General features: G+C 39.7%; 14 protein-coding genes and 3 tRNA genes. 9 read left to right on the top strand and 8 right to left on the bottom strand.

Annotated elements, in window-relative coordinates:
* Nucleotides 1-70: 70 nt before the first annotated feature.
* The 4 genes from BKL51_RS10585 to wecA all read right to left on the bottom strand — a co-directional run bounded on the left by BKL51_RS10585 (nt 71) and on the right by wecA (nt 1564).
* A tRNA-Pro gene (locus tag BKL51_RS10585) sits at nt 71-147 on the bottom strand.
* 18 nt (nt 148-165) lie between these two features.
* Nucleotides 166-241: transfer RNA gene (locus tag BKL51_RS10580), tRNA-His, on the bottom strand.
* Nucleotides 242-262: 21 nt separating this feature from the next.
* Nucleotides 263-339 (bottom strand) — tRNA-Arg (locus BKL51_RS10575).
* Between the two features lie 160 nt (nt 340-499).
* The gene (gene wecA, locus BKL51_RS10570) at nt 500-1564 is read right to left on the bottom strand and encodes a UDP-N-acetylglucosamine--undecaprenyl-phosphate N-acetylglucosaminephosphotransferase (protein ID WP_077466645.1); all 1065 of its coding nucleotides are present in this window, start codon (nt 1562-1564) and stop codon (nt 500-502) included.
* Between the two features lie 122 nt (nt 1565-1686).
* Between wecA and hemL the strand changes: the two genes are divergently transcribed.
* Nucleotides 1687-2970, top strand: coding sequence for a glutamate-1-semialdehyde 2,1-aminomutase (gene hemL, locus BKL51_RS10565; protein ID WP_077466644.1), 1284 nt, complete (start codon nt 1687-1689; stop codon nt 2968-2970).
* A 41-nt stretch (nt 2971-3011) separates the two neighbouring features.
* Here the strand turns inward: hemL and glnD are convergent, their stop codons facing one another.
* Together glnD and map are read right to left on the bottom strand one after the other, a co-directional pair.
* On the bottom strand, nt 3012-5603 hold the full coding sequence (glnD, locus tag BKL51_RS10560) for a bifunctional uridylyltransferase/uridylyl-removing protein GlnD (protein ID WP_077466643.1): 2592 nt from the start codon (nt 5601-5603) through the stop codon (nt 3012-3014).
* Nucleotides 5604-5676: 73 nt separating this feature from the next.
* Nucleotides 5677-6483 (bottom strand): type I methionyl aminopeptidase, encoded by an 807-nt coding sequence (map, locus tag BKL51_RS10555; RefSeq protein WP_077466642.1) that lies wholly within the window; start codon nt 6481-6483, stop codon nt 5677-5679.
* A gap of 122 nt (nt 6484-6605) precedes the next feature.
* Between map and erpA the strand changes: the two genes are divergently transcribed.
* The 3 genes from erpA to mrcB are packed head-to-tail and all read left to right on the top strand — an operon-like array spanning nt 6606 to nt 9663.
* Nucleotides 6606-6950: an iron-sulfur cluster insertion protein ErpA gene (gene erpA, locus BKL51_RS10550; protein WP_059366753.1), complete on the top strand. Its 345-nt coding sequence runs from the start codon at nt 6606-6608 to the stop codon at nt 6948-6950.
* A 1-nt stretch (nt 6951) separates the two neighbouring features.
* Nucleotides 6952-7305: a YacL family protein gene (locus tag BKL51_RS10545; protein WP_077466641.1), complete on the top strand. Its 354-nt coding sequence runs from the start codon at nt 6952-6954 to the stop codon at nt 7303-7305.
* A 6-nt stretch (nt 7306-7311) separates the two neighbouring features.
* Nucleotides 7312-9663, top strand: coding sequence for a penicillin-binding protein 1B (gene mrcB / locus BKL51_RS10540; RefSeq protein WP_077466640.1), 2352 nt, complete (start codon nt 7312-7314; stop codon nt 9661-9663).
* Between the two features lie 294 nt (nt 9664-9957).
* Here mrcB and rpsO read toward each other — a convergent pair whose 3' ends face one another.
* Entirely contained in the window at nt 9958-10227 is a 270-nt protein-coding gene (gene rpsO / locus BKL51_RS10535) for a 30S ribosomal protein S15 (RefSeq protein ID WP_077466639.1), read from the bottom strand.
* A gap of 189 nt (nt 10228-10416) precedes the next feature.
* On the opposite strand from rpsO, the gene BKL51_RS10530 reads away from it, so the two are divergent.
* The 4 genes from BKL51_RS10530 (at nt 10417) to BKL51_RS10515 (ending at nt 13414) form a co-directional block, all read left to right on the top strand.
* Nucleotides 10417-10872, top strand: a complete 456-nt coding sequence (locus BKL51_RS10530; RefSeq protein WP_077466638.1) for a MarR family winged helix-turn-helix transcriptional regulator — start codon at nt 10417-10419, stop codon at nt 10870-10872.
* Nucleotides 10856-11314, top strand: coding sequence for a GNAT family N-acetyltransferase (locus BKL51_RS10525; RefSeq protein WP_077466637.1), 459 nt, complete (start codon nt 10856-10858; stop codon nt 11312-11314). Before BKL51_RS10530 ends, BKL51_RS10525 begins: the two co-directional genes overlap by 17 nt.
* Nucleotides 11299-11823 (top strand): GNAT family N-acetyltransferase, encoded by a 525-nt coding sequence (locus BKL51_RS10520; RefSeq protein ID WP_077466636.1) that lies wholly within the window; start codon nt 11299-11301, stop codon nt 11821-11823. Before BKL51_RS10525 ends, BKL51_RS10520 begins: the two co-directional genes overlap by 16 nt.
* Before the next feature lie 178 nt (nt 11824-12001).
* Nucleotides 12002-13414, top strand: coding sequence for a hypothetical protein (locus BKL51_RS10515; RefSeq protein WP_077466635.1), 1413 nt, complete (start codon nt 12002-12004; stop codon nt 13412-13414).
* A gap of 46 nt (nt 13415-13460) precedes the next feature.
* Here the strand turns inward: BKL51_RS10515 and hldE are convergent, their stop codons facing one another.
* Nucleotides 13461-14891: a bifunctional D-glycero-beta-D-manno-heptose-7-phosphate kinase/D-glycero-beta-D-manno-heptose 1-phosphate adenylyltransferase HldE gene (gene hldE, locus BKL51_RS10510; RefSeq protein WP_077466634.1), complete on the bottom strand. Its 1431-nt coding sequence runs from the start codon at nt 14889-14891 to the stop codon at nt 13461-13463.
* Nucleotides 14892-14986: 95 nt separating this feature from the next.
* Between hldE and BKL51_RS10505 the strand changes: the two genes are divergently transcribed.
* Complete coding sequence (locus BKL51_RS10505) at nt 14987-15922, top strand: Kdo(2)-lipid IV(A) acyltransferase (RefSeq protein ID WP_077466633.1); 936 nt, start codon at nt 14987-14989, stop codon at nt 15920-15922.
* Nucleotides 15923-15950: the final 28 nt, after the last annotated feature.

Here is a 15950-nt window from a genome sequence, read left to right as displayed (position 1 = left end):
AAAATAGTTTTAACAAGTCAATTAACAAGTGCCCACACAGATTGTCTGATTCGTTATTAAAGAGCAAAAATGGTCGGCGAGATAGGATTTGAACCTACGACCCACTGGTCCCAAACCAGTTGCGCTACCAAGCTGCGCTACTCGCCGATAAAACCTTATAAAAGATGGGGTGGCTAATGGGATTCGAACCCACGACAACTGGAATCACAATCCAGGGCTCTACCAACTGAGCTATAGCCACCATTGAAGGTTGCATTGACTCTGGCGCGCTCGACAAGATTCGAACTTGCGACCTTTGGCTCCGGAGGCCAACGCTCTATCCAACTGAGCTACGAACGCGTTGCTGCGTCGTTGCGGGGCGTATATTAATGATTTCGGAATACCTTGTCTAGCACTTTTTTCCAATTTTTTTTTGAAAGATAATTTTTTGTGCAATTTGCATAGATTTTATAAATTTTCTGTTTATATTTTAGTTTCAAATCAACAAAAAAGAATAAATTTATCTTCTATTTTTTCTTGCTCTACGCTTTATTCTTCTTATCCAGCGGGTTATTTTCCATGCTTTTGTAATTGAATAGGCATAAAGAAAAAATAAAATAATAAACCCAATAAACATTATCCATTCATTTACGTAATAAACTTCTCCCAAAATTCCGATTAAAGCACAAACCGCAGCAAAAAATGTAATTAACAAAAACGCCTGACGGGAATTTAAACCTGCACGTACCATCAGGTGATGAACATGTAATCGGTCGGGACGAAAAGGGCTTTTTCCTTTACGTAAACGGCGATAGATGATGGATACCATATCAATTAGTGGAATCGCAATAATCCAAAGTGCGGTCACCGGATTCATCGGATGACCTTTACCTTGCGTACTCAGAAGTAAAATCCAAATAATCGTAAAGCCAATTAACGTACTCCCCGCATCCCCCATAAACACCTTGTATTTTGCCCCCAACGGAATCCCTAGGTTTAACATGAGGTAAGGTAGCATTGCAGCAATCAAAGCAAAACTCCAATGCGCCATATCCATTTGACCATCACGAAACATTAAAATACCAATTGCGGCAAAAGAAACACAGGACAAACCGCCAAGCAACCCGTCAATGCCATCAATCATATTAAAAGCATTAATAATTGCAATGGTTGCAAACACAGTAATAACCAACCCGATAGAGCCAAGCGTTAATTGGAAAGGCCCTAAAATTTGCCCAAAATGATCAAGATAGACATTCCCTAAATCAATCATCAAAATAGCCAATAAAGATTGAATTCCAGCCCGTAGAAATGGGCTAATATCAAAACGATCGTCTAAAATACCAATCGCAAGCAGTACAAAAATACTAAATAAGTATAGATAAGGAAGACGAAGTTGCTCCCACTCCATTAAGTAATAACAGAGGTTTCCCATAAAAAGAGATACACCGCCAATTAATGGAATTGCACCTTGGTGACGTTTGCGATAATTCGGTTTATCGACCAAACCGATTTTATTCGCAATAGGGCGCATTACCATTAAGGTCAGAAATGCGCCAAGAAAAGTAACAATAAGACTTAACATAGATTGACCTTTATAATTTTTGTAAAGGATAACATAAGGAAAATTTAGCAAGAAAGATATTTTTAACAATGCCTGTATTTTTCAGTACAATAGCAGCACTTTTTTATACTCAAGGAAAAACAATGACAAATTCAACCGCACTTTTTTCTCGTGCACAACAAGTTATTCCCGGTGGCGTCAATTCTCCTGTACGTGCCTTTAAAGGAGTAGGAGGAACACCGATATTTATTCAGAAAGCACAAGGTGCTTATATTTATGATACGGATAATAAACCATATATTGATTATGTTGGCTCTTGGGGGCCTATGATTCTGGGTCATAATCATCCCACTATTTTAAATGCCGTATTGAAAGCGGCTGAAAACGGATTGAGTTTCGGTGCGCCAACCCCTTCTGAAATTGATCTTGCAGAACTGGTTTGCAAACTGATGCCCTCCATTGAAATGGTCAGAATGGTGAGTTCAGGCACTGAAGCCACAATGACTGCTATTCGTCTTGCCCGCGGCTACACCGGACGTGATAAAATTTTAAAATTTGAAGGTTGTTACCACGGTCATTCCGATTCACTTTTAGTAAAAGCCGGTTCCGGCGCATTAACACTGGGACAACCAAGTTCTCCCGGGGTTCCGGAAGATTTTGCTAAACATACGCTCACTGCGCAATACAACAATTTAGATTCTGTAAAGCAATTATTTGAACAATTTCCTGATAGCATTGCTTGCGTCATTATCGAACCGGTTGCAGGCAATATGAATTGTATTCCGCCAAAAGCCGGTTTCTTACAAGGATTACGTGAACTTTGCGACAACTATGGCGCACTTTTCATTATTGATGAAGTAATGACCGGTTTTCGCGTAGCACTTGCCGGCGCTCAATCTTACTACGGTGTAACACCGGATCTGACGACACTCGGAAAAGTCATTGGCGGAGGTATGCCGGTGGGTGCCGTAGGTGGAAAAAAAGCAGTGATGGAATACCTCGCACCAACAGGTCCGGTTTACCAAGCTGGTACGCTGTCCGGTAACCCTATTGCCATGGCCGCTGGTTTAGCTTGCTTAAATGAATTAAAAAAAGCAGGAAATGAGCAAAAACTCGCTGAAAAAACCGAAAAACTTTGTTTAGGTTTAAAAACTTTAGCAGAAAAGTATAATGTGCCGTTTGTGGTGAATTATGTAGGCGGTATGTTCGGTATTTTCTTCACCGATCAAAAAGAGGTGACCTCTTATGCCGAAGTCATGAAATGCGATACGGAAAAATTCAAAATTTTCTTCCATAAGATGCTGGATTTAGGTGTATATCTTGCCCCTTCCGCTTTTGAAGCCGGCTTTATGTCTTTAGCACATACCGATGAAGATATTGCCAAAACGTTGGAAGCCGCCGATATTGCCTTCCGCGCCCTTGCTTAATTCATAAAAAAAGTGCGGTTAAAATTGACCGCACTTTTTCCTTAGATTCGCAGCTCAATTACTTCACGCAAATGCGTTCTCTCCTCCAAAGTTAAGGCTTTATTCATACGATTTCTCAAAATAAAGAAATCCTCCACTTTTTCACCTACGGTTGTAATTTTCGCATTAAATAAAGTTAAATGAAGATCATTAAATATTTGACTGATTTCCGCCAATAAGCCCGGTTTATCTAACGCAACCAGTTCCATTTCGGTATGTTCCGTTTTACTTTCGTGTAAAAAACGCACTTCTGTTTTAACCGTAAAATGCTGTAATTGGCGATTCGGAAAAATTCTAGGTTGTTGATACTTATCACTATGTAATACTTGAATGAGCGCATTTTCTAATTCCCGACGACGATCAAATTTTACTAACTCCCCATTAAGCTCCGTAACAATAAAGCTATCAAACACATAACCATCTTGTGCGGTGATAATTTGAGCATCGTGAATACTGAATTTTTTCACCCCAATTGTGCTGACGACTTTATTGAATAACTGTGCTTGATCTCCGCAATAAATGAAAACTTCCGTTCCCCCAAAAGAAAAGCGATTCGTTACTTTAACCAATAATTCACCGGAAAAATCTACCAATAATGCGGAATGCCCGGCGATTTGTTTTGCGCTATTGCGTAAAAAATATTCATCAGGACAACGAGCCCACAATTGATGAATTTTTTCTTCCGACATAGTTGGAAAATCAGCTTGCAAAATAGCCATAGCTAAACGGCGATTCTCTTCCAATTTTTCCGAGTAATCCAATAACGCCACCATGCCTTGGCTAAATTGTTGTTTAGTCGAATCATATAAAGAAGAAAAAAGTGAGCGTTTCCAACTATTCCAGAGTGAACCATTGGTTGCACAAATATCCGCCACAGTGAGACAAGTTAAATAATCAAGTCTAACCTGATTTTGTACCGTTTCGGCAAAATTCATCACCACTTCGGGATCATAAATATCACGCCGCTGAGCGGTAATCGACATCAATAAATGTGCTTCCACCAACCAACTCAATGTATTAATTTCCCTTTGGTCAAACCCATGCAATCTACCAAATTCAGCCGCATCCACCGCACCTAATATAGCATGATCGCCTCCCCGCCCTTTGGCAATATCATGGAACAGAGCGGCAATATACAATAAACTGCGATCAGAAAGTCGGCTCACTACTTGATAACAAATCGGATGTTCCGATTCGGTTTCTTTATGGGAGAAACTTTCCAGTTTTAACATAACCTGCAAAGTATGTTCATCCACCGTATAAATATGAAATAAATCAAATTGCATTAATCCTTCAATTGCCTGCCATTGCGGAAGATAAGCGGTGATCACACCGTACCGATGCATTGGAATGAAAGCACGGGAAATGGCATTTTTCTGATTGAACAAACGCAAGAATTTCTCACGTGCAGCGGGAATCTCACACAACTTCTTCGGCAATTGTTCAAGGGCAAGTTGTAATTTGCGTAGGGTTTCAGAATGAATCGTGGCTTGTTCAAATTGGGTCAAATAAAAGAATAAATCGAGAATACGCTCAGGCTGATGAAAAAATAAATCCGGCTTACGTAAACACAAACGTTCATTTATCAAGTCAAAATCATCATCCAATTGATGAATAAAGACATCATAAACCGGGCATAAAAAATGCTCACGATAATGTTGAATTAATATATTACTAATCAGCGAAATGCGGTGTAAGGCTTGAAAAAACCGTTTCATCATTTTTTCTACCGCTTGATTCCCCTCTCCCTGAAAACCAAGTAATTCACTGACTTTAATTTGTCGATCAAAAAGCAAACGGTTGTCATAGCGTTTTAAAATCAAATGCAAAGCAAAGCGTACTTTAAAGAGAAAATCCTGACTTTCTTGTAACTTTAGATATTCTTGCGGATAAATAAAACCGCTTTTTAAAATCGCTTCCAAACTTAGCGCCCCCGTATGGCGCAAAGCCACCCAATATAGCAAATGTAGATCCCGTAAACCTCCGGGACTATATTTAATATCGGGTTCAAGATTATAAGCGGTATTATGATAACGTTGATAACGATCGCTCTGCTCCTGCACTTTCGCATTAAAAAAGACTTCTTTTGCCCAAAACTCATCACGTTTTACTAGCTCACAAAACGTTTCAAAGAGCGGTAAATTTCCAACGAGAAATCTTGCCTCAAGCAAATTTGTCGCAATCGTAATATCCTGTTTACCTTCACTGTCACACTGCGCCAGCGTGCGCACACTATGCCCCACTTCAAAACCGCAATCCCATAAAAACTGAACAAATTTTGCTATATTTTCTTTTTCATCAGAATTGAGTTCCCGTTCCGTCAAGATTAAAAAATCCAAATCGGAAAGCGGAAAAGTTTCTTGCCGACCATAACCGCCCACAGCAATAAGTGAGAGCTGCGGTTGCTCGTTCAGCCCCATTTCATCCCATAATTTTCGCAATAAGGCATCATAAAAATCACAGCGATTTTTAATCAGTTCAAAAATGGAGTACTGAGAAAAATTTTCGCGTTCAAATTCTTTGAGATTTTCTCGTTGAATTTTGACCGCACTTGGCGTGAAAAGCGAATGGGGTTCAAAAGGAAAAAGTGTCATTATTTTAGTTGCCTTGCTATCTTTTGGCTTGCATTATAAAAATAAAGCCCACAAAAGTAGGCTTTATCATCAATTAAATATTTACCATAATGCGTTGAATGCGTCCTTCCGTAATTTCTTCATCGCGAATGGTCATTACTTCACAGCCGGTTTCCATTACCACAATCTGGTGTTCATACTGTGCAGAGTGACTTCGATCTTTGGTTTTAACCGTCCAACCGTCTGCCATTACCCGCACTTCCTTCTTACCGGCGTTAATCATCGGCTCAATAGTAAATACCATACCCGGTTTTAAAATCACGCCGCCATCATCAGCATAATAGTGTAACACTTGCGGCTCACAATGAAACTCCGTGCCAATCCCATGACCGCAATATTCACGCACTACGCTAAAACCTTGACTTTCCGTATATTTTTGCACCGCTTTGCCAATTTCATTTAAACGAATACCCGGTTTAACCGTACGCAATCCCACATAGAGCGCTTCTTGTGCTGCCTCCACCAATTTTTTACTGCGTATATTGGTTTCACCGCCAACAATATACATTTTTGAGTTATCGCCAAAATAACCGTCTTTAATCACTGTGACATCAATGTTTACAATATCGCCGTTTTTCAAAATCTTATCCGAACTGGGAATACCATGGCAAACCACCTCATTAATAGAAATACAGGTCGCTTTTGGAAAACCATGATAATTTAAGCAGGCAGGAATGACTTTTTGTTCGTTTACCATATATTCGTGACAAATGCGATCTAATTCTCCTGTTGTCACGCCGGCTTTCACATAAGGTTCAATCATCACCAATATATCAGAAGCTAATTTGCAAGCTTCACGCAGTTTTATCACTTCTTTTTCGGTTCTTAATGGAATAGTCATTTTATTCCCTCACTTAATACAACGGGGTGCGGATTATAGCACGATTTCCGTGAAAAATCTTGAATGCATTAGTCGGTTATTGGATAATAGCCCAATTCAAATTTAGGAAAGTGGGAAATATTATGACAGATAATATTGCTGTGCCGCTAACATTTACCGATGCGGCAGCGAATAAAGTAAAAAGTTTAATTAGCGAGGAAGAAAATAGTGCCCTCAAACTTCGTGTGTACATCACCGGCGGTGGTTGCAGCGGTTTCCAATATGGTTTTACCTTTGATGAAAAAGTAAACGAGGGGGACTTGACCATTGAAAAATCCGGTGTTCAGCTTGTGATTGATCCGATGAGTTTACAATATTTAATCGGTGGTACGGTGGATTATATCGAAGGATTGGAAGGCTCCCGTTTCGTCGTAGATAATCCGAACGCCACCAGCACTTGCGGCTGTGGCTCGTCTTTTAGCATTTAACATGGATTTTCAATTTACCTCTCACCAAGGCAATATTTCAGCGAAATGCTCAATGGAACATATAGCTCTTGCAAACTGGTTTAATACTGAAGTGCGGTCAAATCCAACAGCGATTTTGACCGCACTTTCTACTGCACGGCAATTAACCGAAAACCAAGAAAAACGCTTAATCGGTGTGGAATACTCACTCTTTCTCAATGCTGACGAAGTAATGGTGCGTGCCAACAATCTTGTTATAGAATCCGAGACAATATTAGAAGATAATTTCCATTATTATGATGAAGAAAGTATCGCTTTTTGCGGTACACAAGATTTTATTCATTTTCTTGAAGCCTATATTGATTTTATCAAATAACCCGCTATGACCACAGAAAATCACGAACAAGAAGAAAATCAACAGACGAATCCAAGAAAACGTCGCGCTTTTAAGATGTTTCTACTCAAAGCCGGTTTCACAGCAACCGTCCTTGCAATATTTTATGGCGGTTATTTGGATTGGCAAATTCGTTCAAAAATGGATGGGCAAATTTGGCATTTACCGGCCGAAGTATATAGCCGTATTGAACGTGTTAAAATCGCCGATAATCTTGCGTTTGATGAAGTCATTCGAATTTTGCTTGATAACGAATACCGTCAAACAACGATGGTTGCAGCACCGGGCGATTTTAAATTAGAAGATGACACTATCGTGGTTCTACGCCGTGCTTTCCCTTTCCCTGACAAACCTGAACCGCAACGGGTATTACGCCTGCGTTTTAGCGACAATAAATTAAGCCGAATTGAAGATCTTGTCGCAGTACAAGCTATTGATGAATTTCGCCTTGCTCCAAAACTTATCGCGATGTTGGAATCAGACAACGAAGATCGTCTTGCGATTCCCCTGCAAAATTACCCGCGTTTATTGATTGATGCGCTAATTTTGACTGAGGATCGTCGTTTTTACGAACATAGCGGGATCAATCCTATTGGGATCATTCGGGCATTAATTGCCAATGTTCGTGCCGGACAAACCGTACAAGGCGGCAGCACATTAACCCAACAATTAGTCAAAAACCTTTTTTTATCAAGCGAGCGTACCATTACACGCAAAGCTAATGAAGCGTTAATGTCCCTCATTTTAGACTGGCGTTATAACAAAAACCGTATCCTTGAAACCTACCTCAATGAAATTTACCTCGGGCAAAACGGTGATACCCAAATCCACGGTTTTGAACTTGCCAGCCAATTTTATTTCGGGCGTTCCATTCGTGAAATTAGCCTTGATCAAATTGCCTTATTAGTGGGAATGGTAAAAGGCCCTTCCCTATATAATCCTTGGCGTAACCCGCAAAATGCCCTTGAACGCCGTAATGTAGTATTAAAGTTAATGCTGGATCATCAAATGATCGGTGGTGAGCTTTATGAATTACTCAGTAAACGCCCGCTCGGCGTGCAAGCCAAAGGGCAAATTTCACGTAAATATCCGGCATTTATTCAAACCTTACAAAGCGATTTACGCCGCCAACTTGGCGATCTCAAAATATCCGGTTTACTCGGTGCGCGCATTTTCACCACAATGGATTTAAAACAACAAGAACAATCGGAAAAAGCCGTGGTCAATACGGTTTCTAAATTACAGGTGACCACGAAAAATCCTTATTTGGAAAGCGCGATGATTGTGGCTGATTATCACACCGGCGAAATTCGTTCGGTCGTAGGCGGATTACAAACACAGTATGCCGGTTTCAACCGTGCATTAATGGCAAAACGCCAAATTGGTTCACTGGTAAAACCGTCCATTTATTTGGCCGCACTTTCCAACCCCGAACAATTCCGTTTGAACACGCCGATTAATAACCAACCGATCACAATTAATATAAAAGGGAGCCCGCCTTGGCAACCGCGTAACTATGATCGTAAATATAGCGGTTCGGTAATGCTGATGGATGCGCTCGCCCGTTCGTTAAATATCCCAACGGTGAATATTGGTATGAAAGTGGGTTTGAAAAATGTTATCGACACACAAAAAGCGATGGGCTGGGATAATGTGGAAATCCCTAAAGTACCTGCGATGTTGCTAGGCGCTTATACGATTTCACCTTATGACGTAACAAAACTTTATCAGACTATTGCAAACCAAGGCGGTAGAATTGAATTAACCACAATAGACAGTATTACCGATCGTCAAGGCAATCTGATTTATCAGCATGATAAAACCGCTAAACAAGTGGTACCGCAAGAAGCGGCATTCCAAACTTTATTTGCCATGCAAAAAACAGTCGAACGCGGCACGGCACGCAGCCTACAAAATGATTATGTAGGACTTCAACTTGCCGGTAAAACCGGAACGACAAATGATGCACGAGATACTTGGTTTGTAGGAATTGACGGGCGAAATGTCAGCACCATCTGGCTGGGACGCGATGATAACGGAGAAACCAAACTCACCGGAGCCTCCGGCGCATTACAAATTTATAAAGACTATCTCAACCGTGTTTATATTGAAAAATTAAAACTGCAAAAGCCTGCCACAATAAAATGGGTTGGCATTAGCCAATACGGCAGTTGGGATTGCGGCAGCAGCCGAACTATTCCTGTCTGGGCGAATAAAGGACAAAGTTTTTGCTCGTCTTCAGCGACAGATTCCCTTTCCCCAACTAATCAATCACCCCCTAGTGGTAGCTTGTGGGAGGTGTTAGATAACATCCCTATTGAAGAAGCGAAACCAGAATAGTAAAAGTGCGGTTAATTTCAACCGCACTTTTTATTTTTCCGGCATTATGTGGGAAATGCACAATTTAAGGGACACCACGCCGGCGTTAGCCATACAATTTTTGAAATCATTTGATTTTTTACGGACGCCAGCGTGGCGTCCCTATCTATGAGATAAAATCTAAGTTTATGCAGCTGCTACGTAATACCTATTTTTTCACGGTACGATGTAACAAAAACGACTATTTCAATATACCGTAGATACAAAAAGCCCTCAAAAATTGAGGGCTAAATTGTTTTTTTATCGTAGTAAAAATTAGCGGCGTAAACCTAAACGTACGATGGTGCTTTGATATAAAGCAAGATCCGTACGTTTTAAGTAGTCTAAAAGTTTACGACGACGAGAAACCATACGTAATAAACCACGACGACCATGGTGGTCTTTTTTATGCTCTGCAAAGTGAGCTTGTAAGTGGTTGATTTGTGCAGTTAATAATGCGATTTGAACTTCGGAAGAACCGGTATCTTTCGCATCGCGACCAAATTCAGCAACGATTGCCGCTTTTTTTTCAGTACTTAGAGACATTTTTTACTCCTAAAAGGTAGTGTTGTTGATACATCATTCGCCGATCTCTAACCCAGCGATGACAAGGAGGTTGCATTCTATCTATTGTGTATGGTAAAAGCAAGTAATACCTACCATATCCCCCATCACGCTCTTGATTTAATCTTATTTCGTACTAAAATATCAAAAAACACCGAAATAGGACTAATAATGCTAACACAATTCGATAAACTTTCTGATCTTTCAGCAAAACTATCCTCTCTCTATGCAAATTGGGCGAAACAAAGAGGCATCACCTTAAACGAACTCCATTTTCTCTATCATATTGGGCGTAATGGCACATCTTCTCCTACATCCATTGGAGAACGCTGGAGCTTACCAAAACAAACCGTTACCTCAATCTGTAAACAACTTGATAACAAAGGTTATCTTCAATTTATCACCGATGAAAAAGATAAACGCAGCAAACAAATTGGATTGACCGAACAAGGCAAAACGTTCATTGAGCCAATCATTGCAGAAATAACTCAAATTGAATGGCAAACCGAACAACAATATTCTTCTGAAAAATTGACCGCACTTTTAACAGAGGTTGAGCAGTTACTCAATATTTTTTCACAACAACTTAACCAAAAACGAGGAGATGACAATGAGTATTCTAATTAGAAAAGCTCAACGGCAAGATTGCAACAAAATGTGGTGTTTAATGAAAGAACTCGCCATTTTTGAACACTATATTGATAGCTTTGCAATTACACCTGAAATTGTAGAAGAATGTGGTTTTAATAAAAATCCACCGGATTTTTATTGTCTCGTTGCCACTGATAAGGAAAATATTGTTGGCATTGCCGTTTATTATTTTCTGCCTTATACCGCTCAAAACCGCCCTGCTATTTATCTCAAAGAACTCTATATTGACGAACATTACCGTAGACAACAAATCGGTGAAAAATTAATGCAAGCCTTAAAAATAGAGGCTAAAAATCACGGTTGCCAGCAAATAAAATGGACGGTTGCCCCTTGGAACGAAAGCGGAAAGCATTTTTACGAAAAACTCGGCGCACAACAAAATAACGAATGGTTAAATTACGAATGGAAAATCAATTAAATATTAGAAAACTCACCTTAAACGATCTTGAATCGCTCCAAATGCTAAGCAAACAAACTTTTTTTGAGACTTTCGTCGGCACTTGTAGCGATGAAGATATGCAACATTATTTAGAAAATAGCTTTAATCTCACCCAACTTAAGAGAGAATTAAAAAATGAAGAAATGCATTTTTATGTCGCAGAGCAACAAGGTGAAATGCTCGGCTATCTCAAAGTCAATTTCGGCGCAGCACAAACGGAATTACAAGATTTAAGTACGGTAGAAATTCAACGCATTTATGTATTAAATCAACATCACGGCAAAGGCGTGGGGCAAACTTTATTCCAACAAGCTTTAGCCATTGCCATACAATACCAAGCCGACTACATTTGGCTTGGCGTATGGGAACAGAATCATAAAGCCCAAAATTTTTATCGAAAAAATGGCTTTATAGAATTTGACAAACACACCTTTATGCTAGGGAGTGATACTCAAACAGATATTATGATGAAAAAAATCTTGAAGTAATAAAAAGTGGGGTATTCCCACTTTTTCTCTTCAAAATCCTATTTTTGTATTTTTTTATATGACCTATTGATTTAATCCTATATCGTACTAAAATGATAAAGTACGATATAGGATTATTTCTTATTTCTACACTCATATTTCTTAATTCAATCAAACAAAAGTTTCACTCGAGGATACTATGAATTCAATCAAAAAACCAAATTGTGTAAAACTTGGTATTGCAGGCTATTCTTGGCAACGTGTCATCAAATTATTACTTATTGCTTTACTCATTTATGCTATTGGTAGTGTTTTTATCTCTAACCCTTTTTCTATTTTTGTAGATCGGAAAACACCTGTAGATTATTCAAGAATTATGTATTTCCACGGACTTACTGTTGGTTTGGCTGGGGTAACCTGTTTAAGTATTAGTCAGGTTTTTAACCTAGATAATCTCTACAAAAAAATTATCTTTTATTGCACTGTTTCTACAATTTTCTTTGGAATTACTGGTGGTGCAATTAACCGTTCTATGGAAGAAACGAAGTTACTATTATGGTATCAAACACTCTCGTTTTTTTCGTTAGATGCTATTTTAGTTGCCTTATTTATCGGGCTTTTAAATACCCAAAATCAAATATTAAAATATTCACCAACTTATTATCTCGTCACTACATCTTCCGGATCAGCAATTATTGCTGCATTGATTGGCGATCTTATGGGAGTAATTTTAGATTTTGGTGATATTGGAGGTGGATTTAGTGCCTATGCTAACCACATTGGTTATTCACTAACAGAATGGAATGATAATTTATTACGTGCACACTCAGATATGATTGTAATTGCTATTATTGGATTAATCCTTTCGATCATAAGCTGGAAGTATAGTAAAAATCTAACCGGTATAGCTAAAACACTCAAAATCAGCAGTGAATATATGGCAACCATTGGATTAATTTTAATGACAATTATACTCGTAGTAGCAGGTTTTGCCGGTGTAAATTGGCAAATTCCACATATTTTTACAGAAAAAGGTTTCTATGCTGCACGAGGACAAAGTGTAGCAGGCATTGATCTTGTCGATTTTGTGATTGGAACATTATTTCTCTTCGGAGGATTATTCATGATTCTTGCAATATTATTTGGCAAAAGAATAAATAATGAAACTTTAAGTCAAACGGCCAAATATACTTTAGGTGGATTATTATTAACTTGGAGTTGTATTATTATCACCGTTGCAGGCATGGGATTTTTACAAGAATATCAAGCTAACTTATACAGTTCATCAAATGATGTACCTTTAGCTGATTTTGGTTTCGCCTTCAGAATGTTACACTTAGATGTGAGTTTAATTCTATTTCCTGCTATTATGATAATGATGTTATTTATGCAGCATTTCTTACAGGAAAAACAGAATCAAGCAATTCAGTGGGGATTACGTATTGGCGTAATTTTATGCACAATTGGCTCTCTTGTTTATATGACTATCAATCCTACAGCTTTCGGCCCCGGTTATTGGATCGTTTCGTTAGGCTTCACTTTTGTGATTGGAGGGATGATTTATTTCTTTGTAAAAAGTAGCGAAAAAGAGATTGAGAAATTTCATTTATAATGAATAAAAGGTTGGATTATTTATATCCCAACCTTCTCTATACCACTTAATCCTTCAATGCTTTAATTTTCTCAATTACATTAGTGGTAGAGCAACCGTTTTCGAAGTTGAGCACTTTCACGTCTCCACCATTTGCCCACACTTCTTGGCTGCCGGCAATCTCTTCTGGTTTATAATCACCCCCTTTCACTAATAAATCCGGTAATATTTCACCAATTAACCGTTGTGGCGTGTCTTCAGTAAAAGGAACAAGCCAATCTACTGAGGATAACCCTGCCAACACAGCCATACGGGTTTCAAGATGATTAATTGGGCGGTTTTCGCCTTTTAATCGTTTTACAGATTCATCGCTGTTTACCGCAACAATTAAACGATCACCTAATTTACGGGCATTTTCAAGATAAGACACATGTCCTGGATGCAAAATATCAAAGCAACCGTTCGTCATCACAATTCTTTCGCCACGGGCTTTCGCTTGTGCGACCACCTCCTTGAGTTGCGTTTCAGTCATAATACCGAAACCGGTTTCCGGGCGGGCGTGAATCGCATTTTCAAGTTCTACCTTAGAAACCGTTGAAGTACCTAATTTACCCACTACAATGCCCGCGGCAACGTTCGCTAAATAACAGGCCTCCTCAAAAGAACGACCATCCGCCAGTGCCGTCGCTAACACACTAATCACCGTATCGCCCGCCCCTGTTACGTCAAAGACTTCTTTCGCCACTGTAGGTAAATGATAAGCGGCTTGATTTGGGCGAAGCAAGGTCATTCCTTTTTCGGAACGGGTGACCAAAAGTGCGGTCAATTCTATGTCTGAAATCAATTTCAAGCCTTTTTCAATGATTTCTTCTTCCGTGTTGCATTTACCCACCACCGCTTCAAACTCTGCCATATTCGGTGTGAGCAAAGTCGCCCCACGATAACGCTCAAAATCAGAGCCTTTTGGATCAATTAACACCAGCACATTAGCTTTACGTGCAATCCGAATCATTTTTTGCACTTCTTTTAACGTACCTTTGCCATAATCGGAAAGCACTAAGGCACCGTAATTTTTAACCGCACTTTCCAGTTTAGAAAGTAAATCCTGACAATCTACATTATTAAAATCTTCTTCAAAATCAAGGCGTAAAAGCTGCTGATGACGGGATAAAATACGCAATTTGGTAATCGTCGGATGGCTACTTAATGCCACAAAATTACAATCAATATGTTGACCTTTCAGCAAATTGGACAATGCCGTGCCGGTCTCATCTTGCCCAATCAATCCCATCAATTGAACCGGTACATTCAGTGAAGCAATATTCATCGCCACATTTGCAGCCCCACCGGCACGCTCTTCATTTTCTTGCACACGCACCACCGGCACCGGTGCCTCAGGTGAAATTCGGTTGGTTGCCCCAAACCAATAACGATCAAGCATTACATCACCTAATACAAGGACCTTTGCCTGTTTAAATTCTGATAAATATTGAGCCATTTTGTTTTCTCTTAAACCCGACTTAAAAAATTGGCGTGATTTTACCACAAGTCATTTTTGCGTTAAACTACCACGCAATTTTACGGAGAATGATAATGAAAAATAACAAACTCCCTACGTTTCAACGTGCTTTTCTTGCGCCTAAGTATTGGGTATTCTGGCTTGGATTTGCCCTTTGGCGTACCCTTTTACTCCTACCCTATCCGATTTTACGCCACATCGGTAATGGCTTGGGTTGGCTTTTTTCCCGGTTAAAAATAGGCAAACGCCGTGCCGCTATTGCCCGTCGCAATCTTGAACTTTGCTTTCCCGATATGCCGGAAAATGAGCGGGAAATCCTATTACAAGAAAATTTGCGTGCCGTAGGCATGGCAATTATTGAAACCGGTATGGCATGGTTTTGGTCTGATGCCCGCATAAAAAAATGGTCAAAAATTGAAGGGCTACATCATCTAAAAGATCATCAACAGGACGGCATTATTTTTGTGGGAGTACATTTTCTCACATTAGAACTCGGTGCACGTATTGTGGGTTTACATCACCCCGGATTAGGCGTCTATCGTCCGAATGACGACCCGCTTTTGGACTGGTTACAAACACAAGGACGCTTGCGTTCTAATAAGGATATGTTGGATCGCAAAGATCTGCGCGGCATGATTAAAGCTTTACGTCACGGGGAAACTATCTGGTATGCGCCCGATCACGATTATGGGCGAAAAAATGCGGTGTTTGTGCCGTTTTTTGCCGTACCCGATGTTTGTACCACCACCGGCAGCTACTATTTATTAAAATCCTCTCCGAAAAGCAAAATTATCCCCTTTGCGCCGCTTCGCAATCGAGACGGTTCCGGCTATACGGTGAGCATTTCACCAGCAGTGGATTTCACGGATTTAGAGGATGAAACGAGCATTGCTACACGAATGAATCGCCTGGTAGAAAAAGAAATTCTCAAAGGTATAGAACAATATATGTGGCTACATCGCCGTTTTAAAACACGCCCGAATGAAAGTGATCCCAGTTTGTATAACTAAAAAGTGCGATCGAAAATAACCGCACTTT

It is taken from the genome of Rodentibacter sp. Ppn85 (genome assembly GCF_001999335.1).
Taxonomy (GTDB): Bacteria; Pseudomonadota; Gammaproteobacteria; order Enterobacterales; family Pasteurellaceae; genus Rodentibacter.
This window is presented reverse-complemented; position numbering and strand designations above follow the sequence as displayed.